General features: G+C 49.0%; 21 protein-coding genes. 4 read left to right on the top strand and 17 right to left on the bottom strand.

The window, feature by feature from the left end; genetic code table 11:
- Nucleotides 1–119: 119 nt before the first annotated feature.
- On the bottom strand, nucleotides 120–2,408 hold the full coding sequence (locus GPL15_RS03835) for a GGDEF domain-containing protein (RefSeq protein WP_346344890.1): 2,289 nt from the start codon (nucleotides 2,406–2,408) through the stop codon (nucleotides 120–122).
- A gap of 151 nt (nucleotides 2,409–2,559) precedes the next feature.
- Complete coding sequence (locus GPL15_RS03830; RefSeq protein ID WP_215696197.1) at nucleotides 2,560–3,807, bottom strand: D-alanyl-D-alanine carboxypeptidase family protein; 1,248 nt, start codon at nucleotides 3,805–3,807, stop codon at nucleotides 2,560–2,562.
- 120 nt (nucleotides 3,808–3,927) lie between these two features.
- Between GPL15_RS03830 and GPL15_RS03825 the strand changes: the two genes are divergently transcribed.
- Complete coding sequence (locus tag GPL15_RS03825) at nucleotides 3,928–5,349, top strand: polysaccharide deacetylase family protein (RefSeq protein ID WP_215696195.1); 1,422 nt, start codon at nucleotides 3,928–3,930, stop codon at nucleotides 5,347–5,349.
- 96 nt (nucleotides 5,350–5,445) lie between these two features.
- On the opposite strand, the gene GPL15_RS03820 is transcribed toward GPL15_RS03825, so the two are convergent.
- From GPL15_RS03820 to GPL15_RS03795, 6 genes are all read right to left on the bottom strand, one after another.
- Nucleotides 5,446–6,252, bottom strand: coding sequence for a sugar phosphate isomerase/epimerase family protein (locus GPL15_RS03820; RefSeq protein WP_215696193.1), 807 nt, complete (start codon nucleotides 6,250–6,252; stop codon nucleotides 5,446–5,448).
- Nucleotides 6,253–6,281: 29 nt separating this feature from the next.
- Entirely contained in the window at nucleotides 6,282–7,241 is a 960-nt protein-coding gene (locus GPL15_RS03815; protein WP_215696191.1) for a D-2-hydroxyacid dehydrogenase, read from the bottom strand.
- A 34-nt stretch (nucleotides 7,242–7,275) separates the two neighbouring features.
- Nucleotides 7,276–8,037, bottom strand: coding sequence for a 5-oxoprolinase subunit PxpA (locus GPL15_RS03810; protein ID WP_215696189.1), 762 nt, complete (start codon nucleotides 8,035–8,037; stop codon nucleotides 7,276–7,278).
- Between the two features lie 11 nt (nucleotides 8,038–8,048).
- Nucleotides 8,049–9,002 carry a biotin-dependent carboxyltransferase family protein gene (locus GPL15_RS03805; protein ID WP_215696187.1) on the bottom strand — a complete coding sequence of 318 codons (954 nt, stop codon included), beginning with the start codon at nucleotides 9,000–9,002 and terminating at the stop codon, nucleotides 8,049–8,051.
- Complete coding sequence (gene pxpB / locus GPL15_RS03800) at nucleotides 8,999–9,730, bottom strand: 5-oxoprolinase subunit PxpB (protein WP_215696185.1); 732 nt, start codon at nucleotides 9,728–9,730, stop codon at nucleotides 8,999–9,001. The genes GPL15_RS03805 and pxpB overlap by 4 nt, the downstream gene beginning before the upstream one ends.
- An 83-nt stretch (nucleotides 9,731–9,813) precedes the next feature.
- Complete coding sequence (locus GPL15_RS03795) at nucleotides 9,814–10,761, bottom strand: LysR family transcriptional regulator (RefSeq protein WP_215696183.1); 948 nt, start codon at nucleotides 10,759–10,761, stop codon at nucleotides 9,814–9,816.
- A 124-nt stretch (nucleotides 10,762–10,885) separates the two neighbouring features.
- Here GPL15_RS03795 and GPL15_RS03790 point away from each other — a divergent pair, with 124 nt between their 5' ends.
- From GPL15_RS03790 to GPL15_RS03780, 3 genes are read left to right on the top strand one after another with little or no spacing between them, the layout of a single operon-like run.
- The gene (locus GPL15_RS03790) at nucleotides 10,886–12,061 is read left to right on the top strand and encodes a pyridoxal phosphate-dependent aminotransferase (RefSeq protein ID WP_215696181.1); all 1,176 of its coding nucleotides are present in this window, start codon (nucleotides 10,886–10,888) and stop codon (nucleotides 12,059–12,061) included.
- Between the two features lie 36 nt (nucleotides 12,062–12,097).
- A complete protein-coding gene (locus GPL15_RS03785; protein WP_215696179.1) occupies nucleotides 12,098–12,778 on the top strand; it encodes an RraA family protein in 681 nt (226 codons plus the stop codon).
- 26 nt (nucleotides 12,779–12,804) lie between these two features.
- Nucleotides 12,805–14,076: a Glu/Leu/Phe/Val dehydrogenase gene (locus GPL15_RS03780; protein ID WP_215696177.1), complete on the top strand. Its 1,272-nt coding sequence runs from the start codon at nucleotides 12,805–12,807 to the stop codon at nucleotides 14,074–14,076.
- A gap of 69 nt (nucleotides 14,077–14,145) precedes the next feature.
- On the opposite strand, the gene GPL15_RS03775 is transcribed toward GPL15_RS03780, so the two are convergent.
- Genes GPL15_RS03775 through GPL15_RS03735 form a run of 9 tightly spaced genes read right to left on the bottom strand, consistent with a single transcriptional unit; the run spans nucleotide 14,146 to nucleotide 24,526 of the window.
- The gene (locus GPL15_RS03775) at nucleotides 14,146–15,126 is read right to left on the bottom strand and encodes an aldo/keto reductase (protein ID WP_215696175.1); all 981 of its coding nucleotides are present in this window, start codon (nucleotides 15,124–15,126) and stop codon (nucleotides 14,146–14,148) included.
- The gene (locus tag GPL15_RS03770; protein ID WP_215696173.1) at nucleotides 15,123–16,085 is read right to left on the bottom strand and encodes a carbohydrate kinase family protein; all 963 of its coding nucleotides are present in this window, start codon (nucleotides 16,083–16,085) and stop codon (nucleotides 15,123–15,125) included. The genes GPL15_RS03775 and GPL15_RS03770 overlap by 4 nt, the downstream gene beginning before the upstream one ends.
- Nucleotides 16,085–16,921, bottom strand: a complete 837-nt coding sequence (locus GPL15_RS03765) for a ketose-bisphosphate aldolase (RefSeq protein WP_215696171.1) — start codon at nucleotides 16,919–16,921, stop codon at nucleotides 16,085–16,087. Before GPL15_RS03765 ends, GPL15_RS03770 begins: the two co-directional genes overlap by 1 nt.
- Before the next feature lie 56 nt (nucleotides 16,922–16,977).
- Nucleotides 16,978–18,018: an NAD(P)-dependent alcohol dehydrogenase gene (locus tag GPL15_RS03760; RefSeq protein ID WP_215696169.1), complete on the bottom strand. Its 1,041-nt coding sequence runs from the start codon at nucleotides 18,016–18,018 to the stop codon at nucleotides 16,978–16,980.
- Between the two features lie 13 nt (nucleotides 18,019–18,031).
- Nucleotides 18,032–19,108 carry a zinc-binding dehydrogenase gene (locus tag GPL15_RS03755; protein WP_215696167.1) on the bottom strand — a complete coding sequence of 359 codons (1,077 nt, stop codon included), beginning with the start codon at nucleotides 19,106–19,108 and terminating at the stop codon, nucleotides 18,032–18,034.
- Nucleotides 19,109–19,129: 21 nt separating this feature from the next.
- On the bottom strand, nucleotides 19,130–20,941 hold the full coding sequence (locus GPL15_RS03750; protein WP_215696165.1) for a helix-turn-helix domain-containing protein: 1,812 nt from the start codon (nucleotides 20,939–20,941) through the stop codon (nucleotides 19,130–19,132).
- Nucleotides 20,942–20,960: 19 nt separating this feature from the next.
- The gene (locus GPL15_RS03745) at nucleotides 20,961–22,664 is read right to left on the bottom strand and encodes an extracellular solute-binding protein (protein ID WP_215696163.1); all 1,704 of its coding nucleotides are present in this window, start codon (nucleotides 22,662–22,664) and stop codon (nucleotides 20,961–20,963) included.
- Between the two features lie 22 nt (nucleotides 22,665–22,686).
- The gene (locus tag GPL15_RS03740; protein ID WP_215696161.1) at nucleotides 22,687–23,562 is read right to left on the bottom strand and encodes a carbohydrate ABC transporter permease; all 876 of its coding nucleotides are present in this window, start codon (nucleotides 23,560–23,562) and stop codon (nucleotides 22,687–22,689) included.
- Nucleotides 23,563–23,575: 13 nt separating this feature from the next.
- Nucleotides 23,576–24,526: an ABC transporter permease subunit gene (locus GPL15_RS03735; protein WP_252198077.1), complete on the bottom strand. Its 951-nt coding sequence runs from the start codon at nucleotides 24,524–24,526 to the stop codon at nucleotides 23,576–23,578.
- Nucleotides 24,527–24,542 lie beyond the last annotated feature (16 nt).

Raw genomic sequence — 24,542 nt, 5'->3', positions numbered from 1 at the left:
GCCTTAGTTTCACTTACGGTTGGAAGCTGGTTTTCATCCCCGAAGGATTCCCCTTGGCCCGCCCCCATCCAAACATCCAGCCCGCCCCCTCGTCCCGCTTTCCTGCGTAACTTCCTCAATTAAATCCCAATTTCCCCCTCCACCTCAAAGGCCTTCCCCTCCATTTTCCAGGCCAGCCGTTCAAACTCCTCTACCGGCATAGGTTTTGCAAAAACATATCCCTGGATTATGTCGCATCCGGCTTCTCTTAAAAACTCCACACTGTCCGTCTGCTCCACGCCTTCTGCGATTGTTTTTATTCCCAGTTCCCGGGCCATGTGGATGAAATTGGATATTACCACCCTTTCCCTGTGGATGTCTTTCGTCTGGCGGAAAAACATGATGTCAAGTTTTAATACGTTGATCGGCAGGTTTTTCAATAAGTTGAGGGAACTGTATCCTGATCCGAAATCATCCAGGGAACAGATGAAACCGTTCTTTTGGAGATTCAGAACCACATTTTCAAATACGTCCGTATCCGTGGACAAGACGCTTTCCGTAAATTCCAGCTCCATGCAGCCGTCCGGTATGCCGTATTTATTCTTAATATTGGAATAGTATTCAATGAAATCTGCCTGAAGCAGCCCCACTTTAGAGACATTTACCGCGATATTGATGCGGCTTCCTCCCTGATCCAGATAGCGTTTCAGCCATTTACACGTCTGTTCGAACATATACCGGTCCAGGTGTATGATCATTTCACTTTTTTCAAAAAGAGAAATGAACCGGTCAGGCGGTATCATGCCCCTTCTGGCGTTCTGCCATCTGACAAGGGCCTCCGCTCCGGCCAAACGGTTCCCATTTTGAATATTAATTTTAGGCTGCATGTAAACCTTAAATTCTCCGGTCTGCAAAGCATTTTTTCCTTCCGCCTCCAATGCGCTGTCCTCCAGCGCTCTTTTCCGGACCTCTTCGTTATAATAGAAGCAGTTGGAACCGGCCAATTTTTTCGCCTCTTTTTTGGCCATATTCGCATAATTGGTCAATACATCGATGGAAACCTTTTCATCTCCTGCTTTCAACCGGTAAATCCCTACCGAAGCCTCAATAAAAGGCTGTCCCTCATCACCGCCCTGTTTCAGATATTCCAGGATCAGCCCCATCCCCCGCTCAATATAATGATCGCCTTTATCACGGCAGATTCCCACAAAATTATCCGCAGATATCCGTCCCGTAATAAAACATTCACTTTGAACAGAGCTGAAATAATGAGCGATTCTCTTCAGAATCCGGTCGCCTTCCTCATATCCCAGCATGTCGTTGATGAATTTAAACCGTTTCAGATCCGCATACCAGATGAGCAGATCCGACACATCGTATTTTTTAAGGACAGCCGCCGCATCCAGCTTAAAACCATCGAAGTTGCGCAGTCCCGTAAGCTGGTCGTCATAAGCCAGATTCAACAGCACCTTCTGGTTTTTCACCATCATATATCTCTGCTGCAGCCCGAACAGCACAAACAGACAGCAGGCAGCCGAAATAATCACAATCATGCCGACGGCTGTTTCCACATATCTGGCCCTGAGGGCGTTTACAGGGACAGCAGAAAGCAAATACCACTGTCCGTCTATTAACGGCGTCAGAACCGCCTGTTTTTTACCTGCACGGTCATTAAAAAAGAACTCTCCTGTTCCGCCTGACAATATAATAGAAGCGACACTTTCACTGAACTCTTCCGAAATCTGTCTCAGGATGTCTTTCAGGTTTTCGCCTTCTCCTACTCCCGATATTAAAAATTCTGGACACAGGACAATATCCCCCTCTTCATTTAAAATGCAGGAATATCCCTGATTATTGAGCAGCGGAGCGTCGATAATCCTGCGGTAGATCGAGGAATCATGAACCGCTATGAGCACGCCTATAATTTCTTCCTCCAGATTTCTCATCTGGATGCCATAATAGTTTACATAATTATCGGATCCGACCTGGCCGTCGATGGCCTCTGATATGGAAGGGGCCCCGTTTAACGCGTTTTCAAAGAATTCTTTCCCCCTTAAATCAGCATGAAACACTTCCCCTTCCATATCCACCAAAGTCAGATTGCCTTCCGTATCCGCAAACCCCATCTGAATGAAGGAATTGTCTTTATTTATCTTCTTCAAGATATGAAGAATCCGTTCTGCGTCCGTCACCCCGGAATCACCCAAACTGACGGCCAGCGCCGCCAGCGTCTCATAATCTCCCTGAATCTGTTTCCAGATCGTAGTCCGGTTCTGACCGGCCGCATTATACAGATACTCCAAATTTTCTTTTTCGTTCTTTTTAATCATATGCAGAAGAAATATAACGCTGCTTGTAATAAAACACAAGCATAATATCAGAGGAATTACCATATATCCCCAGTTCTTATGTCTGCCTCTCATAGCCATGATATACACCGTTCCCGTCCATGTTAGTAAAATGCCCCGCTCCAGCCACAAAATTTCTGTTCATTTCAATTCAATACCGGAATCCATAACATTTTTCCATTAACAGTATAACATCCCGATGTAATCATGACTACTGATTTTCATCATATTCTCAATCAGAAGCCGTCTCCATCATCCAGCTCTCAAACAGTTTCCCAAAATAATCCCTGAATCCGGCTTCCTCCACCGTACCGTCCGTCAAAACCGGCACCTCGCCCAGCGCTTTGCCGTTCAGGCTGTATCTCAGCGCCCCGGCCACCTGCCCCGGATCTACAGGAGCTTCCAACAGTTCGCTCAGAACCAGTTCCCGCTCGATATTATTAAAATCTTCCCCTTTCAGGCTCAAGTAAGAAAATGTGCCGCCATATTTCAGAGGGACTGTTTCCTCCACCCCGTTTTTCACCATCATTTCCGGCAGCGGGAGCATTTCTTTGTCTTCATATAACTTGCAGTTGGCATATCCGTAATTTAACAGGGTCTGGGCGTCCGCAAATCTGGCCTTGAAGTCCGGGGCAGCCATAATCGTCGCGATCAGGCGCACGCCGTCCTTTTCCGCGGTGGCGGACAGGCAGTATTTAGCCAGGGATGTGGAACCGGTTTTTAAGCCTGTGGTGGTGAAGTTGGTGGCCATTTTCAAAAGTTTATTGGTATTGGAAAGGCCGAATTCCTTGGTTCCCTGCTTTGTCACATGGGTGATATTCTCCATCCATATGGTGGAATAATTATGTATCTGGGGATATTTGTTGATCAGCTCCCTGGACATGATGGCGATATCTCTGGCCGTTGTCAGATGGGTCGGTGAATCCGTAAGGCCGCAGCAGTCTTCAAAATGGGTGTTGTTCATGCCCAATCCCTTTGCCCGTTCATTCATCATCTGGACAAAGGTGCCTTCATCCCCCGCTATGTATTCCGCCATTGCCACAGAAGCGTCATTTCCCGATGCCACCACAATACATTTTATCAGCGTTTCTACTGTCTGTACCTCTCCTTCTTCCAAAAATACCTGTGATCCGCCCATGGACTTGGCGTGGGCGCTGGTGACCACTTCATCCGTCATTTTAATTTTCCCCGAATCAATGGCATCAAAGATCAGGATCAATGTCATGATCTTTGTAATGCTGGCAGGGCTCCTCTGTTCATCCGCATTTTTCTCATAAATGACCTGGCCGGTGGAGGCTTCCATCAAAAGAGCCGATGGGGCCTGGGTTTCCGGTCCAGAGGCCGTTTCCTGCGTATTTTCGTTCTGATTATAGATTACATTGCCGCTCACCACCAGACTCGGCTCTTCTGCATGGATCACCTGAAGCGGATAAGCCAGGATCAGCAGACACGTACACCAAATAGCTGCGATTCGTTTCATAGCATCCCTCTATTCTAAATTCTATTACTAATGTATGGGAAATTTAAATTTTTTATGATATACTATATAGGCACATTTAAACACACTCTAAAATAAGAGATAGTAAGGGGCTTTATACATATGGGAAAAATGGACTACAGAAGACGCCGCCTGAGAAGAGGAAGGCGGAAATTCATCAATTATATGCCGATTATTTTAACAGTTATGGCGCTGCTGGTCGTTCTTGTTACCGGCGGTCTTATGATAAAAAAACAGTTCTTTGGCAGCAGCAAAACAAAAACAGCATCCGAACCGGCAGTTCCGGTTCAAACATCAGACCAGGTTCCGGCTTCTTCCGAAGAACCCATCGATATCGGAAATTCCGAGCTGGAACTTCTGATCGAACAGGCTGATTTACTGGCCATGGGATACGACTATGACGGAGCTGTCTCCCTTTTACAGGACAGCGCATTTGCTTTGGACCCTCAGGCGGCAGAGGCCATATCCCGGTACGAAGAAGCCAAAAAGACGCTGGTAAAAGTGGATAATTCCAAAATCACCCACATTTTCTTCCATACCCTGATCATGGATACCAGCAAGGCATTTGACGGGGATTCCATGGAAAAGGGTTATAACCAGATGATGACCACAAAAGACGAATTTCTGAAGATCATTCAATCCATGTATGACCGCGGTTTCGTTCTGGTCCGCATCCATGACATCGCAGAAGAAGTCATTGGAGAAGACGGGGTTCCCCGTTTTGTCAAAAAGGACATCCTGCTGCCGGAAGGAAAACAGCCCTTCGTCATGTCCCAGGATGATGTCTGTTACTACGAATACATGGAAGGCGACGGCTTCGCATCCAGAATGGTCATCGGGGAGGACGGAAAGCCGGCCTGCGAGATGAAGATGGCGGACGGAACCGTATCCACAGGATCTTATGACCTGGTTCCTCTTTTGGAAGATTTCATTCAGGAACACCCTGATTTTTCCTATAAGGGCGCCAGGGCCATCATCGCCTTCACGGGATATAACGGCATTCTGGGATACCGCACCGCGGCTTCCTACAGCGAAAATCCCACCTACGAACAGGACCGGGAAGAAGCGGCCAAGGTCGCCCAGTGCCTTCGCGACAACGGATGGGAGCTGGCTTCCCACAGCTGGGGTCACCGGAACATGGGCGCCATCAGCTATGAAGATTTTAAGAAAGATACGGATAAATGGAAAGCCGAAGTGGAGAGCCTGATCGGACCCACGGATATCATCTTGTTTCCGTTCGGAAGCGATATCGGCGACTGGCACCCATATACCAATGATAACTCCCGGTTTGAATATCTGAAATCAGCAGGATTCCGCTACTTCTGCAATGTGGATTCCCATCAGTACTGGATTCAGTTTGGAGAAGACCATCTGCGCCAGGGACGTCGGAACGTGGACGGCTACCGGATGTACTATGACCTTCCGGAGACAAACCCCAGCAATCCTAAACTCAGCGACTTGATCGATGTGGAAAAAGTGTTTGATCCGGCAAGGCCAAAGCCGGTGGCGCCTATGGGGAAATAATACGTTACAGCTGCATCATTTTCAACTGTACAATCTATAAAAAGGTACGCCGTGACAAGCAGAATACGGCGTACCTTTTTCATCCATATAACAATTCTATTCTAAAACCGATTTCAAATACTGTATGGATTTTGTAAAATCCTCATCCAGATGGGGTTCACATTTGGCTTCCAATGTGAGGGTTCCCGCATATCCGTCGGTTTTCAGGGCTTCGATCTGTCCTTTAATATCAGTCACCCCTGTCCCCAGGTGCTGCCAGTGCATCCGGCCGCCGATGATGCGCCCATCCTTTAAATGCACATTTCTGATATAGGGCTTCAGTTTTTCATATCCGGCCCTGAAATGGGTCTGTTCCGCTTCATAAAAATTCCCGGTATCCCAGATACATCCAAAAGCAGGATGATCCACCTCCTGAAGCAGCCTCAAACAGTTATCGCTGGTATCGGCCCATGTCCCAGGCAGGTTTTCCAACTGAACCGTGAATCCGTTGGCGGCCGCTTTCTCTGCGGTTTCCCTCATCAGGCCGGCCACCCGGTAAAAATCATCCTCCCGGTCCCGGGGATCCCGTTCCACTCCAAATACGATAATGGTTTTTACACCGATTCGATCGGCCAAATCCATGCTCATGGACAGCAGATAATCTCTGTGCAGAGGCATCAAGTCATTATAAAGCCCCGGTTTATAGAGTCCCGGCGATACGGCGGAAAAGGTGATGCCGTATTGACCCGCGAAGTACTTCATCCGGTTCCAGGCCTGGGCTTCCGACAGTGGGAACCGCTTGGCCTCCACCATCCGTATCTCAAAATTAGTCACACCTTCTTTTCCCGCAGTTTCAAAAATTCTCGGAAACGCGCCGGCAGACCGGTCCGGCAAAACTTCGTCCGTAACAGTAGATAAGATCATATGATTTTCCTTTCTTTCATCCGTTTTTGTCATTTATTAACCACGTTAACAGGGCTTCCTTTTAAAAAGCCAGCCAGATTCTCCACCGCAATATCCATCAGCCTCTGCCTGGATTCTTTAGGCGCCCAGGCAATATGGGGCGTTATGATGCAGTTTTTCGCCGTAAGCAGCGGATTATCCCCTTTTACCGGCTCTGTGGAAACCACATCCAGGCCTGCGGCCGCCACCTTGCCGCTGTTTAAGGCGTCGGCAAGATCCTGCTCCTTGATCAGCGGCCCTCTGGAGGTGTTCAAAAGAATGACCCCGTCCTTCATTTCATATATGGTGTCCTTATTAATGATTCCTTCCGTGGATGGGAAAAGGGGGCAGTGAAGGGAGATGACATCCGAACGGGCCAGCAGCTCCCCTAAGCTGACATAATCCGCATTCAAATCTTCCGGTATGCTGCCTTCAACCGCATCATATGCTAAAATTTTCATTCCCATAGCCTGGGCAATCCGCCCGAAGGCCTGTCCTATTTTTCCAAAACCGATGATTCCTGCGGTCTTTCCGGCAAGCTCAATCAGGGGATAGTTCCAAAAACACCAGTCCGCATTGTTTTCCCATTCCCCCTGATGTACTGCATGGCTGTGGGCTCCGATATGATGGCAGATTTCCAGCAGAAGCCCCATGGCGAACTGGGCCACCGCAGCCGTTCCATATGTAGGAATATTGCAGACCGGTATCATTTTCTCCGCAGCCGCGGCCGTATCCACAACATTATAACCAGTGGCCAGAACACCGATAAATTTCAAATCAGGACAGTGTTCCAAAGTCTCCCTGGTAATCGGCGTTTTATTGGTATACACCGCTTCAGCGCCCTTCACCCGCTCTTCAATGAGCCCGGCAGGCGTTCTGTCATATACGGTCAGGTTCCCCAGGCGCTCCATTCCTTCCCAAGTGATATCTCCCGGATTTAAGGTATATCCGTCTAATACAACAATGTTCATATTCTTCCTCTCTTTCCTGCGGCAGTGAAAGCCGTCATTGTTTAATGTTTTTCAGTTCAATGCCTTCCCCGGCCAGCGCCCGGCATATTTTTTTGACAAATTCCATTGCCTTGGGCCCGTCCCCATGTACACAAAGCGTATCCCCCTTTATATCCACATCCTTTCCTCCAATGGTTGTTACCTTTCCTTCTTTTATCATGCGGATGCTTCTTAAAACGGCCTCTTCTTCGTCCGTAATCATGGATCCCGGCCTGGAACGGGGAACCAAAGAAAGATCCTCTTCATAGGCCCGGTCGGCAAATATTTCCGAGGCGGTTTGAAGCCCCATCCGCCGGGCTTCTTGTCCCAGAACCGCGCCCGCACAATAATAGATCATCAGCTCCTTATCCACTTCACAGACCGCCTCGCAGATGGCCCTGGATATCTCCCTGTCGTATTGGCAGGCATTTCCCAGGGCTCCGTGGGGAGCCACATGCTGCATCTTCAGCCCTTCGCTCCGCACAAACGCATCCAGGGCCCCGATCTGGTACTTCATATAATTTTTAATTTCCATCGGGCTGAGTATCATTTTTCTTCTTCCAAATCCCATCAAATCCGGATATCCGGGATGGGCTCCGATACCGGCGCCATATTTTTTAGCCAGTTTAACGGTGCGGTCCATGACCATGGGGTCGCCGGCATGCCATCCGCATGCCACATTGACGCTGGTTACGTATTTGATGATCTCCTCATCCCCCTCCATCCGGTAAGCGCCGAAGCTTTCCCCCAAATCACTGTTTAAGTCTATTCTGAACATCCCAATCCTCCTTATATGCCTGTGTAAAATCTCTGTTCCAGTTCATTCAAATAGTTAATCTGCCTTATGGCCGCAAGCTGTGCCGTATCAATACCCACTTCCACAAACATCAGTTTATCCCCGGGAACGCATTGGGAAAGCAGCGTAAGATCCGGCGTTATCACAGTGGCAATCTTGGCGTATCCTCCCGTGCTCTGCCTGTCCGCCATCATGATGATGGGATGGCCATTGGTGGGAACCTGTATGGAACCAAATGCAATACCGTCCGATATGATATTACCGTCCTTTTTATGTTCAATTGCCTTCTCACACTCCAAACGGCATCCCATGCGGTCAAACTGGCTGGTAATGGTGCCGCCATGCCAAAAGAACTGTTTCAGCCCCGCCTCTGTAAAAAAATCGTCCTGTGGGCCCTTTACCACACGCAAAAAGACTGTTTTCGACGGAAATATTTCTCCGGGCAGTTTCCGTTTTTCCATATCGGGAAGTGTTTCCCTGGGATTTTCAAATTCCAGACAATCCCCTTTTTGTAATTTCCGCCCATCTGCACCGCCGATTCCATTTCTTATCAGTGTGGATTTGCTTCCCAGAAACAAGGGGATTTTCAGCCCTCCTGCAAATGCCACATAAGACCTGCATCCGTTTTTACAGCCCGTAAAAGCCAGGGTTTCTCCCTTTCGGACTGTCACGGCCTGATACATGGGAACCGGACGGCCGTCTATCTGCGGACAAAGATCCCCGCCGGTTACGGCGATCACATTGGCCTGTCCAAATCTCATTTTCACCCCCGCATATGTCAGCTCCAGCGCTCCCTCTTCCTTTTTGTTCCCGGCCAGCAGATTGGCCAGGTAAAAGGATCTTGGATCCATTGGGCCGGCCGGCGATACCCCGTATTTCTGATACCCCAGCCGTCCCCCGTCCTGAATCGTAGTGAGTATTCCGGCTTCTTCTATGTAAATGCTCAATGTTCCACCACCTTTTCAAGTTCCCTGCACTTATAATTCCCCAGTTCTGCTTCTCTCAGAATTTCCTTATACTCCGGTTCGCTTACCGGAATAAACCGGATCCAGCGGCCCGCTTCCAGAAGAAATGGTTCCGGCTTTGAATAATCACAGAGTTTTACAGGGGTATTTCCGATCACATTCCAGCCGCAGGGCTGGTCAAATGGCAGTATATTGGATAATTCCCCAGATACCACCACCGATCCCGCCCCCACTTTAATTCTGGGTTCCGTCCTTCTTTTGAAGGAGAAAGGACGTTCCATTCTGGCGCAATACGGGTGGCCGGGAGCGAATCCCAGCATATAAACATAATAGTCAAAACCGGAATGGATGGAGATCAGCTCCGGGACGCTGATCCCTTCCATCCTGGCACATTCCTCCAAATCCATCCCCGTATCCCCTCCGTATAGCACGGGGATTTCCGTTATCACAGCCTTGTCCTGTTCTTTTTTCTCACCGCTGTCCAGGCACCGGCTCACCAGCTCTTTCAATTGATAAATATTCATGAGTTCCGGCCGGTAATGGATCATCAGGGACGCATATGCGGGCACTGTCTCCACGATTGCGTCCGTTTTGCAGGTTTCCAGCGCCGCCATCAAAGCCCTGACCTTTTTGCTGGTTTCTATATTGATTTCCGTTCCCAGTTCCACGGAAACTGCCGAATCTCCGTTGAGTAAAAACCGCGGGGCCATATGTTCACCATCCTTTCAAACTTTGCATTAACTATATCACAGCCTGCTCCGGCAATAATAATTGATTCTGTTACTATTAATTATTAACGATTTCTATTAATTTCACATTCCTTCCGGCTCTCCATCAAACGCCTGGGATCTAATTTTTCCCGGTCCAGATAAGGCTTCATCAGGTCGTCCAGAATGCCGGATGCCTTTCTGACGGAGGCATTTGCATTCTTATGCCGGATCTTATAGGTAATCCTCTGCGGGGGGCTCACCTCATTGGCAATCCTGCTGATATAGATGGGGAGTTCCCGGGCCAGGCACAAAACTACGGTTTCAGGCGCTATCATCCACAAATTTTGATTGGCCATCAGATTTTTTACCAGTCCATAGCTGTCCACCTGGATCCGGGGCACATTTTTCCGGTTAATCCACTGCTCATGCCAGATATGGTAGTTGGTCTCCCAATTAAAGAACAGTTCCCCGGACGGATCCAGTTCATCGGTGTGGATGGATTCTTTTCTTATCTGCCTGCCCGGCGACTGCACCAAATACATGTTCTCCACCATCACAGGCGTGGTAATGATGTTTTTACAGTATAGATTGTGATATACAAATCCCACATCTATTTCATGCTTTTCCAAAAGCCCGTACAGCTCATAGGACTGGTGTGTTTTTATGCGGATGCTTATGGACGGATCGCTTTCGATCAGTTTCCGGTACAGCGGCGTAAATACGGTTGTGCTCAGAGTGTCAATGGCGCCCACCGTTAAAAATGTTTTCTCTTTCCCCATGCAGAGCATCTGGGTTTCCTTCCACAGGCTGATCCATTTTTCCGCAATGGGAATGAATTCTTCTCCCTGGGCAGTCAGTTCAATGGACTTATGGCCTTTTTTCCTGGTTACAAGCTGCATATTCAGCTCCTCTTCCAGCATTTTTAACCGATGGCTGACCGTGGGCTGGGAAAGAAATAACTGTTCGCCGGTTTTCGTAATGCTCTTCGTCTCAACGATCATTAAAAATGTTTCGATCTCCATATAGTTCATACAATTCCACCACCTAATATAAATTTTGTTAATAAATTACAATGATATTATTCATTTTTCCTCAATTCCTTTCCATGCTACAATGCAGACATGAGATACGAAACCAACCAAAGGAGGAAAAATCATGAGTATAACATTTAATGAGGCCGTCGAAAACTTAAAGCCCTCAGAGTCCATCAAATATATTGAAAAAGCCAAACTGATGAAAATGGACGGCATTGACGTCATCGGCCTCGGCGGAGGGGACCCGGATTTCCCCACTCCCAAAAAGATCTGCGACGCGGCCTATGAAGGCATGACTGTAAAGGGAAACACCCATTACACCCTGGGAAAAGGGATCCCGGAACTGTGCAAAAAAGTGGCTTTAAAACTTCAGAATGAAAACCACATTTCCTGCACGCCCGGAAACATCTTAATCACCCCCGGCGGAAAGATGGCCATCTACAATGCGGTGAGGGCTCTTTTAAACCCCGGAGACCAGGTGCTCTGCCCGGAACCCTGCTGGGTTTCCTACGCCCCCATCGTACAGGCCTCCGGCGGCACCCCTGTTTCCATCGGCCTTTCCTATGAGGATGATTACCATCTAAACGCCGCCCTTTTGGAAGCGGCCACAACTGAAAAGACAAAGATGATCATCATCAACTACCCATGCAACCCCACAGGCCGGATTCTTCATGAAGACGAAGCCATAGAACTGGTGAAATACCTTACAGCCCATCCCGATGTGGTGCTTCTTTCCGACGAAGTCTATGAAAAGATCATTTTTGACGGAAACCAACACATCAGCCCGGCCAGCTACCCTGAAATCGCAGAACGCGTAATCACCATAAACGGCTTCTCCAAATGCGCAGCCATGACCGGCTGGAGGCTGGGATACGCCTGTGCGTCCGACCAGATCATGAAGCGGATGGTCAGCTTATGGCAGCACATGATGACCTGCACCAGCGGCTTTATACAGGACGGCGGGGTTGCGGCCTTAGACTGCCATGAGGAAATGGAAGAGATGCGCCGCTGCTACGACGAAAGGCGGAAGGCCTTCATCGGCGCTTTAAACCAGATCCCCCATGTGACCTGCAAATATCCGGAAGGCGCGTTTTACGCCTGGGCAAAATTCAACATACCAGGAAAAACCTCTTATGAAATCTGCGACTACCTTTTGGAAGAGGCCCGCGTTGTCGGAGTTCCCGGAGACGCCTACGGTTTAGGCGGTTCCCAGTGCATGCGGTTCTCTTTCGCCAACTCCATGGAAGACCTGATGGAAGCGGCTGCAAGAATCAAAACCGCCCTGGAAAAACTGTAACCGTTTCATTCACAACGAAAAGAAAGGATGTTTACCATGTCAAATATCGGATGCCGAATCTATACAAAAATCAACCGCCCCTCCCCTTCCCTGATCGAAGGATTCAAGGGACTTCCCGTCGCTAATATCGATGACTGCATGAACCGTATCGCAGCCTGCGACAGCACTCTTCTTCCTATGAACCGGGTTCCTCTGCTGGGCACCGCATTCACGGTGCGTTGTCCGGAAGGGGACAACCTGATGTTCCACAAGGCCCTGGAAATGGCCCAGCCCGGAGATGTTCTCGTAATCGCCGCCGGAGGCAGCATGCACCGTTCCCTCTGCGGGGAAATCATGAGCCGCACGGCAATGGCCGCCGGAATCAAAGGATTTGTTGTGGACGGCTGTATCAGGGATAAGGATGAAATCGCGGAATTTACCGATTTTTCCGTATACGCCAAAGGCGTCACCCCCAACGGCCCTTACAAAAACGGCCCCGGTGAAATCAATGTACCCGTATCGGTCTGCGGCCAGGTCATCTGTCCCGGAGATATCTTAGTGGGCGACGGAGACGGCCTTTTAGTGATCAAACCGGAAGAAGCGGCGGAACTGATTGAAAAAGCTTCTAAAGTTTCCGTCATGGAAGACGGACAGAAAGCGGATATCGCCAGCGGCAAAGGCTTATCCAAGCCATGGCTTCAAACGAAATTGGACGAACTGGGCTGTGAAATATTTTAACGTATATCAAAGAGAGGAGAATTATCATGAGCAATCAGGCTTATAATCCATATGACAACATGCTGTCCGTTCTTTCAGAGGCAGCTTCCCTTCTGGGATTATCCTATAACGACTATGCAACCATGTGCTATCCGGAGCGGGAATTAAAAGTTTCCATCCCCGTCCGGATGGATGATAATACTATAAAAATCTTCGAAGGATACCGGGTGCAGCATTCCAGCGCCCGGGGCCCCTACAAGGGAGGAATCCGCTTCCACCAGGACGTGAATATCGACGAAGTCAAAGCCCTGGCCGCCTGGATGTCCTTTAAATGCGCGGTTGTGAATATTCCCTACGGCGGCGCAAAAGGAGGAATCAAAGTCGATCCCAAACAGCTTTCCAGAGACGAACTGATCCGCCTCACCAGACGCTACACCACCAGAATCCTGCCTCTCATCGGACCGGACCAGGATATTCCCGCTCCGGATGTGAACACCAACGGCGAGGTGATGGCCTGGATCATGGACACCTACAGCATGTTCAAAGGCCACTGCGTTCCCGGCATCGTAACGGGTAAACCCATTGAAATCGGCGGCTCCGTAGGCCGGGTGGAAGCCACAGGACGGGGAACCACCATCATTGCCTATGAGTGCATGAAAGCCTGCGGCATGGACGATAAAAACGCCAGAATCGCCATCCAGGGTTCCGGAAATGTAGGCGGTACTGCTGCCAGAATCTTCGCTGCCAACGGTCAGAAAGTTGTGGCCCTTAGCGACTACACCGGCGGAGTTTACTGCGAACATGGCCTTCCTGTGGAAAATATCCTGGAATTCCTGTCCGATAAGAACCACACTCTGGACCAGTACCTGGACCCGGGCGTCACCCATATCTCCAATGCCGAACTGCTGTCCTGCGGCTGCGATGTACTGATCCCGGCCGCCTTAGAAAACCAGATCACTGCTGAAAATGCAGGAGACATCAAAGCCCGGATCATCGTGGAAGCGGCCAACGGCCCCACTTCTGTGGAAGCGGATAAAATCCTGGCTGAAAAAGGAGTGATCGTCTGCCCCGACATTTTATCCAACGCAGGCGGCGTGGTGGTATCCTATTTCGAATGGGTGCAGAACATCCAGAACCTGACCTGGGAGCTGGATGAAGTCAACAGCCACTTGAAAAAGATCATGCTGAACGCCTTTAATGAAGTATACCAACTGAGCGTTGAAAAACAGGTTTCCCTGAGAATGGCCGCTTACATGGTGGCAATCAAGAGAATCAGCATCGCAGGAAAACTGAGGGGCGGCCCCATCTCCCTTGCATAACGGTCTTTCCTTCCTATCATAAAAAGAGAAAAAGGGGAGCTGCAGATAACAGATGCAGCTCCCCTTTTATTACCGCTCCAGCGCCTCTGCCATTTCCCTCATCAGGAGAATATCTTCTTTTTCCAGCTCCAGTCCGGCCGCCTTTACGTTCTCTCTTATCTCACGTTCTTCGCAGGCCCCGCTGAGAATGGTGATAAAATCACCCTGGGCCAGCACCCAGGCTAAGGCCAGACTGGGGATGGTGCATTGGTATTTTTCACAAAGAGGCTTCCACTGCTCCAGCATATCGATCACCCGCTCCATATTTCCCGGCTGGAACCATTTTTTATTGCACTGGGCGCCCTGAGGTTTGGATTCCTTCGTATAGGTGCCGCTTAAAAGGCCCTGCTCAAGAGGGGAATAGGCCTGGAGGACAATTCCGTTCTCCCGGCAGACAGGGAGCAGTTCCTCTTCCACCTGGCGGTCCAAAACACTGTATTTGGCCTGCACAATGTCCAGATCCCCGTATTTCAAATACTCTTTGATATGGTCCGGGGTCACATTGGCGGCGCCTATCGCCCTGATCTTCCCCTCTTCCTTCAACTGGTTTAACACTTCCATGGTCTCTGAAACAGGAGTAAAAAATGGCTCCACCGACTGCCAGTGGGTCATATATACATCCACATAATCTGTCCCCAGCCGTTTAAGGCTTAAATCGATTTCCTCCCGGATGGATTCTCCGCTCAGATTCTTATAGAGCTGCACATCTCCCACCTTGTTAAACAGACTGCCCTGACGGGTCCACACGATCCCGCATTTGGTGATAATATGAACCTCTTCCCGGTTCATCTGTTTTAATGCCTGTCCCAGAATCTTTTCGCTCTGCCCAAAATTATAGCCCGGAGCCGTATCGATCAGATTGATGCCAAGCTGGGGACAGCTTGCAATGGTGCGGATGCACTGGTCTAACTCCTTATCCCCGCCCCAGGCCGGACCGCCGCCAATGGCCCAGGTGCCCAGGCCCATTCTAGTTATTTCCATTCCCGATTTTCCTAATTTCAATTTCTTCATTCTTTTTCTCCCCTCACCTGTTTCAGATATTCACCGTACCGCTTATCCGCCGTACTCCGGTCCTTCACTCCGCCCGTGGCGCCCATGTGTTCCACCGACACGGAAGCCACCGCATTGGCGTATTGCCCGCAGTCTCTTAAACTCCATCCATTTAAAAATGCACTGATAAAACCAGACGCAAAGTTGTCTCCCGCTCCGGTAGTATCAATGCAGGCCGCTCCGGCATAGGCCGGAATATGTAATGTCTCCCGGCTGTTTTTGATGAGACAGCCTTCTTTTCCTGTTTTTATCACCACATGTTTCACACCGCACTCCAGAAACACGCCGGCAATCTCCTCCGGGTCTTCCTTTCCCGTCATGTGGGCCGCCTCTGAGAGATTGGGAAAGAAATAGTCCACATAGGAAAGGGCCTCCCTGATATCTTCCAGATTCTCCTTCAGCCTCGGTTTTACCATGTCGGCAAAAATGACCATGCCCTCCTCTTTAGCCCTGGAAAACAGCTTAACCAGGGTTTTCCCGTCAAACAGAGGGTTGTTAAATATACTGGCAAAAGACAGGACCCTGGCCTGTTTAAACACAGACAGATCCAGATCCTCATAAGAAAACTTCCAAAGACTTCCCTGGCGGTTGGTAATAAAGGTCCTCTCCCCATCCGCCGCCACCAGGCCCACGTTGATGGAGGTGGCCACATCCGTCCGCCTTTTTATATAGGAAGTGTCAATTCCGTCCGCCTGGCAGTGTTCTAAAATATAACTTCCTATGGGGTCCTCCCCCACACAGCCCATCAGACAGACCTTGTGTCCCAGCCTGGTGATAATCGTGGCTTCATTGGCCGCATCTCCCCCGATGGTCATAGGCATGCCGTCCACCGGATAGGAGTCCACATCAAATACTTCTCTGCCCACTGGGCGCAGCAAAAGATCTACAATTGCTGCGCCGATAATCAAAACATCATACATTATTTCACCCTTCCGTCCGTTCCAAAAAGTATGATTTTTTCTTCCACCCGTTTTTTAACCGCCTGTCTTACGTACCGCTCCAGTTCCAGGAAGGAATCGTCTGCATGTTCCCGGACCGCGTCCATGGCCGCCAGACAGAGTTCCGTATGTATGTTGATTTTTGTAATTCCAAGGGAAATGGCGGTTTTGATGTCCTCATCCCCGATTCCCGATGCGCCGTGAAGTACCAGGGGGATGCTCACCGCATCTCTCACCTTTTCCACCACTTCAAAGTTTAATTTCGGTTCCGATGTGTACACCCCATGCTGGTTTCCGATAGCCACAGCCAGGGAATCACATCCGGTTCTCTCCACAAACTCCGCCGCCTGGCTGGGGTCCGTATACTTATAGTTTGCCAGAGCTTCTTCATAAACGGTTTCATTGCCCACATGGCCTAATTCTGCCTCAACCGGGATTCCCAATGGATGGAAATAGTCGACCACCTCTTTGGTAAGCCGGATGTTCTCTTCAAAATCAAAGGCAGAAGCGTCTCTCATCACGGAATTCATGCCGTGGTTGTAAGCATTTAACACGATCTCCATGCTTCTTCCATGATCCCAGTGGGTGATCACCGGAACCGTGGCCTTTTTTGCCATGGAAACCATCATGTGGCTGAAATCTTCAAACGAAGTATTTCCCACAAACCCGGTGCCGAAGGAAATGATGATTGGAGCCCTCAGTTCCTCCGCAGCGTCGATCACTCCCATTAACATTTCCGCATTCCACACGTTAAAATGAGGAATGGCATACTGTCCTTTCTGGGCCATTTCTTCCCAGTACTTTATATTTGCGAGCATATTTTTTCTCCCTATTTTTTAATTTTTATCCCTGCATTTTTATCACTGCATTTTTATCACTTCATTTTTATAACGCCCTTTACGATCTCGGCTTTTCTGCTCAGAGATTCTTCAAACGCCCTCTGGACGTCTTCATAGTCGTAGATATCCGTAACCATGGACTTCACGTCGATCTTTCCCGAGGCCACAGCGTCAATGGTCATGGGATAATTATTGGCGTAGCGGAAAACGGTCTGTATCTTCACTTCCCGGTTGATCTTTAAGAAATTAATGGGCGTATCTCCCGATATGGTACCCACGATCATGATCTTTCCGCCTCTCATGACCATATTCACCGCCTGAGACGCCGTCTTAGCCGATCCTGCGGTTTCGAATACCACATCGGCTCCCCAGGGGCCTAAAATCTCCTTCACCCGGGTTTCGGAATCTTCCTTTTTAGCGTCGATCAGCGCCATGGCCCCCAGTTTTCCAGCCATGTTAAGCCTTTTTTCTATCACGTCCACCACCACGATCTCAGACGCTCCCATGGCCCTGCAGGCCTGCAGCGTCATGAGGCCGATACAGCCGGAACCCAGGATCACAACTTTATCCCCAGGCTTGATTCCAGCCTCCGCCGCGGCGTGTATGCCCACGGCGGCCGGCTCGATCAAAGCCCCTTCCATGGTGTCCATATTTTCAGGAAGAAGGTAAGTCATATCTTCAGGATGGACCAGATAATCGGTTAAAGCGCCCCGGTAGTTGGGCTGTGTTGCCATGAAATCCACATCCGGGCAGATATTGTATTTTCCCTCTTTGCAGTATCTGCATTTACCACAGGGAACCCCAGGTTCAATGGTAACCCGGTCTCCTTCCTTGAATTTGGTCACGTTTTCGCCCACCGCGGTAACGATGCCTGCGCATTCATGTCCCAGCCCGATCTTCTGGGACGGATCTTTTGGGGGAATAAATGGGCCGTGCTCAAACCCGTGGACATCGGAACCGCAAATTCCCACGTATTCCACCTTTAATAAAACCTCATTTTTACCGGGAACGGGCATTGGGGCCTCCAAAATCTCCATTTTACCCGGAGTAACCAGGATTGCTTCCGTATTTTTCATGTCCGCCCCTCCTTTAGTCGTCAAAATCATAGGTCATGATAACCTTGATGGCCTCTTTATCCGCCATAGCCTGGAATCCCTCTTCCCACTGGGACAGACCGATCCGGTGGGTGATCATGGGTTTCACTTTTATCTCTCCCTTTTCCAAAAGCCGGATGGCATTTCTCCAGGAAACGGAATCATAGGCCATATGGCCGATGATGCTCTTGTTCCAGGCTGTGATATCGTTAATGGAAAACTCCAATGGCTTAAATCCCATTCCAACTCTGACCACTTCCCCGTTGGGCCGCAGCATTTCAATGGCCTGCTTTAACGCGATATTGGCCCCGGAACACTCGATTACAAGGCCCAGATTGTCCTTGCCGCAGATTTCGACACAGCGTTTTACCACGTCTTCCCTGCTGGCGTTTACCACATGGGTGGCTCCCAGCTCTTTGGCGACGGCAAAGCGGACTTTGGTATCCTCTTCCAAACCCACCATCACGATGTTAACGGCTCCCATAATTCTGGCGATCTGCACGGCAAACAGACCTAATGGACCGGTGCCGAACACAACCACGTCCTGTCCCGGAAGAAAATGGGACTGCTGCGCCATGGCCTTATAGGAATTACAGATGGGGTCTAAAACCGCAGCCTCTTCATAAGACACGCTGTCAGGAATTTCCCAAATGGCGTGTTTGTGGATTCTCAATATCTCCCCCGGCACCAGGCAGTACTTGGAAAAGCCGCCGCCCCACCGGTTATTGTCCAGTCCCAGATTCACCTTTTCCGGACAGCAGAGGAAATCTCCCATCTCACAGGCCGGACAGGTTCCGCACACATGTCCGCTATTGTCGGATACTACCCGCTGCCCCACCTTCCAGTCCGTTACCTTTTCTCCCACTTTCACAATTTCCCCGGCGAACTCGTGGCCTCTGACGGAGTTAAATTCATCGGAACCGTTTTCCACCTTAAAGTGCTTCATGTCCGCTCCGCAGATGGCCGCCGCCTTTATCTCTATTAAAATGTCCTCAGGTCCGCACTCCGGCACCGGAATGTCGATCATGCGGTAACCCCCGAATTCTTTTCCATATCTCGCTAATGCTTTCATTTTCCCTCTCTTTCCGCCGGTCTATCTGTATTTCCCCGGCGTAATTCCTTCATGCTGTTTGAATATCCGGATAAAGTTCCTGGCGTTTCCCCAGCCCACTTTTTCCGCGATTTCATCCAGTTTCATATCCGTGGTTCTCAAATAAATCTTGGCCTGCTCAATCCGGATGCCGTTTAATATTTCCATATAGGTCTTGCCCGTCACCCCTTTAATCACCCTTGAAAGGTGTTCCTGGGAGATTCCCAGGGCATCCGCCATGACGCCAAGACCAAAATTATTGTCACTGTAATTTGCCTTCATATAGTCAATGGCCTTCTCCGCCACCCGCTCTTTGGTATCCAGTTTGTTTTCATTGAGCAGATAGCCGATATGTTCAAATATCTTATCCATGGCGTTTATCAGCTCTTCCCAGCCGGATGAATCCAAAAGGTGGTCGATCAGGCCTGCCTGGCCTTCAAAACTCCGGCTGATATCAACTCCATCGTCATCCATAGTGATTAAAACCATATCCACCACGAACAGAAACAGGCGGTGAACCTCGGCCAGCGACAGGTTTTCACAATCATTTTTTGTATAAATCTCATTCAGAACCCGGTTCCATCCCTGCTTATCCCTGGTCTTTATCAGATTTATCAATTTATGCTTTTCCTGGGCCGAAAACTTAACAGAGCCCTGCCGGTAAGATTTCCACACGCTTTTATTCTGCAGGTTTTCTTCCAGGCAGTTGTAGTCATCCAAAGCCTTCTGGTAGACCATTTCCAGATCCTTATGCTTTTCCAGCACCAGGCAGAGGGACTGTTCCAGATAGTCCATATCGCTTTTTCCCTTTTCCTCCCGCCGATAGCCGGATTCCGAAAAAATGCGCAGCATTTTCTGTATGGGCATATAGCTTTTTCTGGCCCAGTAGTAGCAGAGAGGCGTTCCGAGGATCATCAGAAGCAGAACTCCGGTCACAATCAGCCGGTTGATCCAGTCCGCATTCTCAGTCACATATTTCATAGGAAGGTAGGAGGTATAGATCCATCCCGTCTTCTCCGAATACACACTGTTGACTAAAAGTTTCTCTCCCTTGGAGTTGATGATTTTCCACCCTTCCCGGTCATAAGCCGGAAGCTCCGCATCGATCACGTCCTCCGTCTGGCAGTACAAAAGCTGCCTGCCCTCAGAATCCGTGATCTTCACGGCTCCATGGCGGATTCCCACCTTCAGCTGGCTGATGATCTGTTCCGCATCCAGAAGCAGCACAACCTGGCCCAGGCCATAGTTACCGGCCTTCTGCATCTGGTAAATATAAGTTAACAGTTCCTTTTCCGTGCTGTCCTGCTTCATGACCTGTCCGCCTATAAATACTCCGCTTTCCGTCTCATTGAGAACCCGCTCTTCCCACTGCTCTCTCGTCATGTCTTTATATGACCAGACCAGATCATAAAACTGCTGTTTTTTATAGAAGCTGTTTGCATTGGCGATACGCCCGCTTTTTCCAAAATACACATAATAATCTTCAATCAGCGGATCATTGCTGTAAAATCTCCGGAGACGGTCCACCAGCTTCACCGAATAAAACAATTCATCCGGCGTAAACGGCTCCTCGATATAATAAAACCACTGAACGTATTCATCCCTGGAGATATCGATGGCTTTCTTTATCACCTTTTCAATCTCCTGGTCCGTGGCGTTCATCGCCTGTTTCATCACGAGAGCCTGCTTATCCGCCATCTCATTGGTCACGTAATTCCTGATCCTGTATGAAATACCGACAAATACCATGACTGCCAGAATTAATATGGTAAAATGAGAAATTATAAATATCAGCCTGCTGGAATACCGCTTCATCAAACAACCCCCCGTTTATTTATTGGGCGTTTTTCATCCTCGCCTCCAGCCTGTCATAGGCATCCTGCTTAATCTGAATCGCCCGGTCAATGTTCATACTCTTAATTGTTTCTACGAATTTGTCGTAATTATCTATTGATTCAGACCCTAAAATAAATCTGACAACATTTTCATCCCGATAGGTGGTGATATCGCTCAATATGGCAGCCAGTTCAGCTCCCTCTTCCGGCGTCAGGCTGACGGTCGGCGGATAACGGTAGCTGAAATCCGTAGCGTTCCATATTTTAGACGCTTCTTCCTGGGACGGATAATTCCACATGCGGATGGCCTCCACCCTGTCGTCCTTTGCAAATGCCTCTAACTGGGATACCATGGCGTATTTTCCCAACGCCACGTCTACGGAAAGGCCTTCCGGGTTCTTCATAACCAGATCGGTAAACTGAGGCTCCCCTTTGTCGTCCAGTTCATAGCTGACCCCTTCGATTCCCCAGTTCAAAAGCATGCTTCCTTCTTCGCTGTAGTGGTAGTCCAGCCATTTACACGCCGCTTCCACATCTTCACACTTGGTGGTAATGGCGATACCAAGACCGATGAAAGGATAATTATCGGCGCCCGTATATTTCGGCGTATCCCCTTTCTCTGTCACAGGGAACTTGATTCCGTCGATCACGGTGTCGTCTCCGCCCAAAGCAGTGATATAAACTCCCATTCCTGCTCCAAGGCCCGACAGCCAGGCTCCCGCCTGTCCGGTGGTAATCAGGGCGTCATGCTCTTTTCCGCTGTAGGTGGAAAACTCCGGCGCGATCAATCCTTCTGTATACCACTGGTTCATGGTTGTCAGAAATTCTTTAAAATCCGGTTCAATGGGTCCGAATTTCACAACTCCGTTGTCCAGGTAAAAATCATAATCCATCCCGTTCCACGCATTGGCAAATGATCTCACCAAACTGGTTTTCTCAGATATTTTCCTGGAAATCATAGGTACGATCTCAGAACCGGATTCCGTGGTCCCCTTATTCTTAAATGCAGTCAGAACCGTATGCCACTCTTCCACCGTTTCAGGCGCTTCCAGCCCCAGTTCGTCCAGCCAGTCTTTTCTTATTTGAATTCCCCGGTTGCACATGATGGCCGGATCTTCCTGAAAATAAGGATAGACATTGGGGAAACAGTAGATCTTTCCGCTGTCTGTGGTCATGGCCGCTTTGATCTCCGGATACTCTTCCAAAAATGCCTTCAGATTCGGGCAGTTCTGTTCAATCAGATCAGTCAGTTCCAAAATCACCCCGTCTTCAATGGCCTTATCCGGTCCGCCGGAAACCGCATTTCCCCAGTCATAGTGAATCATGTCCGGATACTCCCCTCCTGAGATCATCAGGCTGAAAGAATCCGTCTCCTGGCCTACCGGCGGATGAATGAATTCCACATTGACGCCCGTATTTTTCATCATTTCCTGATAGCACAGGATGGTGCCGTAATTGGATGTGGTTGGAGCGATTTTAGATGAATCCATTTTCACCCAGTATGTAAGGGAAGGCGCTCCGCTCGCCTCTGTGCCGGCCGCACTGCCTGCTGCTGCGCTGCCACCTTCGGATGAACTTTCCTGGCTGCCGGACTTTCCGCTCTCTGCGGAAGATGACGGCCCGGAACACCCTGCCGCACTTACCAGCACTGCCGCTGCCATGGCCATGCTGACGCTTCTTTTTATTAAACCGTTTTTCCTCATAAATTTGCCCTCCAAGCAATCTTTAACCTTTCACAGCACCAACCATAACGCCCTTCACAAAATGCTTTTGAAGCAGCGGGTAAATGCTGAGAATCGGAACTGTTGACACTACAATCGTTGCATATTTAATCACTTCACCGATAACTGCGCTGGTTCCCGACGAATCCACTCCGCCCGCAGCCATGCTTTCCGTTGAATTACCTATAAGAATTTCCCTCAGCACCAGCTGAAGAGGATATTTTTCCCTGGTCTGGATATACATCAAAGCCTGATACCACTGGTTCCAGTGGGCCACGCCGTAATAGAGCACTAAAACCGCGATTGTGGATTTTATCAGAGGGGCCACGATCTTAAACAGAATATCGAAGTCATTTGCCCCCTCTAAAACCGCCGCTTCCTCCAGGCTGTCCGGCAGATTCTCTATGGCAGTTCTCATGATAACCAGGTTAAACACATTGATAGCCGTGGGCAGAATCATAGAAAGCCTGCTGTCATAAAGCCCCATGGATTTCACCACCAAGAACCTGGGAATAATGCCGCTGTTAAAAAACATTGTAAACACAATCAGAATTACAATGGGTCTTTTTAATAGAAAATCTTTACGGGAAACCGCATAAGCGGCCAGCAGCGTCAAAATCAGGTTCAGGGAAGTTCCCGCCACCAGATTCACCACCGATGTAATATATCCCGTTAAAATGGATCTGTTTGAAAACACCGCCTTATACCCCTCCAATGAAAATCCCAGGGGAGCCACCAGCAGCCCTTTATGCTTCACCAGTTCCCACGGATCGCTGAACGATGCGAAAATAACATAAAGGAAAGGATACAAACAGACAATCATCAATAAACTAAGGATAATGCCGTTAACAATTTCAAATAAGCCAAGCCTTTTTTTCATCTATTTTCACCTCTTACCATAATCCGCTGCCGCTGATCTTCTTGCAGAGCTTATTGGCCGCTACTAAAAGCCCGCAGTTGATTACCGAGTTCACCAGATCCACCGCAGCCGAATAGCTGTAGCTCTGCTCCAAAAGTCCCTTCCTATATACAAAAGTTGAAATAATATCAGAAGTTGCATACGTGCTTTCGTTGTACATGAGCAGGACTTTGTCCGCTCCAAGGGTCATCATTTTACCCACTCTCATGATGAACATGACCGTAATGGTAGACGCGATACAGGGAAGAGTTATGTATAGAATCTTCTGAAACCGTCCCGCCCCGTCGATCTCCGCCGCTTCATATAATTGATGGTCAATGCCCACAATGGCGGACAGGTATACGATGGACCCCCATCCCACTTCCTGCCAGATTCCGGAACCAACATACAGAGGCCGGAACATATCTTCCCTCATAAAGAAGTTAATACGCGTTCCCAAAACCTGGTTGATCACCCCATCCATAGCGAAGAAATTCCTTAAAAGCGCACATACGATTACAATGGATATAAAATGGGGAAGATAGGTAACGGTCTGCACCACCCTTTTAAATCTCGTATTCTGCACTTCATTGATCAAAATAGCCAGCAGAATCGGCGCCGGAAATCCAAACAAAATATTATAAGCGCTCAAAAGTATGGTATTTTTAATCAGCCGTCCGAAATAATAACTGTTAAAATAGGCCTTAAAATGCTTCAGCCCCACCCAAGGACTTTCCGAAATCCCCTTGGCAATGCTGAAATCCTTAAAAGCGATCTGAGTGCCAAACATCGGAATATAATGAAATGCTACAAAATAGGCAATAACAGGAATCAGCATGATATAAACATACCGGTTCTTGATAAAATCCCTTTTCATGGCAGCCGCATAATTTCCCAGATTGAACAACTGACGGCCGCCCTGATTCTTATTTCTCGTCTTTTTCAATGAAAATATCCCCTCC

The organism is Clostridium sp. MCC353 (genome assembly GCF_018785315.1).
Lineage (GTDB): Bacteria > Bacillota > Clostridia > Lachnospirales > Lachnospiraceae > CHH4-2.
This window is presented reverse-complemented; position numbering and strand designations above follow the sequence as displayed.

What these genes read in the sequence shown, in the direction of transcription:
- GPL15_RS03835 (WP_346344890.1), bottom strand. Translation starts at nt 2,408, where the DNA reads ATGGCTATGAGAGGCAGACATAAGAACTGGGGATATATGGTAATTCCT.
- GPL15_RS03825 (WP_215696195.1), top strand. Translation starts at nt 3,928, where the DNA reads ATGGGAAAAATGGACTACAGAAGACGCCGCCTGAGAAGAGGAAGGCGG.
- GPL15_RS03810 (WP_215696189.1), bottom strand. Translation starts at nt 8,037, where the DNA reads ATGTTCAGAATAGACTTAAACAGTGATTTGGGGGAAAGCTTCGGCGCT.
- GPL15_RS03790 (WP_215696181.1), top strand. Translation starts at nt 10,886, where the DNA reads ATGAGTATAACATTTAATGAGGCCGTCGAAAACTTAAAGCCCTCAGAG.
- GPL15_RS03765 (WP_215696171.1), bottom strand. Translation starts at nt 16,921, where the DNA reads ATGCTCGCAAATATAAAGTACTGGGAAGAAATGGCCCAGAAAGGACAG.
- GPL15_RS03785 (WP_215696179.1), top strand. Translation starts at nt 12,098, where the DNA reads ATGTCAAATATCGGATGCCGAATCTATACAAAAATCAACCGCCCCTCC.
- GPL15_RS03820 (WP_215696193.1), bottom strand. Translation starts at nt 6,252, where the DNA reads ATGATCTTATCTACTGTTACGGACGAAGTTTTGCCGGACCGGTCTGCC.
- GPL15_RS03775 (WP_215696175.1), bottom strand. Translation starts at nt 15,126, where the DNA reads ATGAAGAAATTGAAATTAGGAAAATCGGGAATGGAAATAACTAGAATG.
- GPL15_RS03750 (WP_215696165.1), bottom strand. Translation starts at nt 20,941, where the DNA reads ATGAAGCGGTATTCCAGCAGGCTGATATTTATAATTTCTCATTTTACC.
- GPL15_RS03830 (WP_215696197.1), bottom strand. Translation starts at nt 3,807, where the DNA reads ATGAAACGAATCGCAGCTATTTGGTGTACGTGTCTGCTGATCCTGGCT.
- pxpB (WP_215696185.1), bottom strand. Translation starts at nt 9,730, where the DNA reads ATGGCCCCGCGGTTTTTACTCAACGGAGATTCGGCAGTTTCCGTGGAA.
- GPL15_RS03760 (WP_215696169.1), bottom strand. Translation starts at nt 18,018, where the DNA reads ATGAAAAATACGGAAGCAATCCTGGTTACTCCGGGTAAAATGGAGATT.
- GPL15_RS03740 (WP_215696161.1), bottom strand. Translation starts at nt 23,562, where the DNA reads ATGAAAAAAAGGCTTGGCTTATTTGAAATTGTTAACGGCATTATCCTT.
- GPL15_RS03795 (WP_215696183.1), bottom strand. Translation starts at nt 10,761, where the DNA reads ATGAACTATATGGAGATCGAAACATTTTTAATGATCGTTGAGACGAAG.
- GPL15_RS03770 (WP_215696173.1), bottom strand. Translation starts at nt 16,085, where the DNA reads ATGTATGATGTTTTGATTATCGGCGCAGCAATTGTAGATCTTTTGCTG.
- GPL15_RS03780 (WP_215696177.1), top strand. Translation starts at nt 12,805, where the DNA reads ATGAGCAATCAGGCTTATAATCCATATGACAACATGCTGTCCGTTCTT.
- GPL15_RS03755 (WP_215696167.1), bottom strand. Translation starts at nt 19,108, where the DNA reads ATGAAAGCATTAGCGAGATATGGAAAAGAATTCGGGGGTTACCGCATG.
- GPL15_RS03745 (WP_215696163.1), bottom strand. Translation starts at nt 22,664, where the DNA reads ATGAGGAAAAACGGTTTAATAAAAAGAAGCGTCAGCATGGCCATGGCA.
- GPL15_RS03815 (WP_215696191.1), bottom strand. Translation starts at nt 7,241, where the DNA reads ATGAACATTGTTGTATTAGACGGATATACCTTAAATCCGGGAGATATC.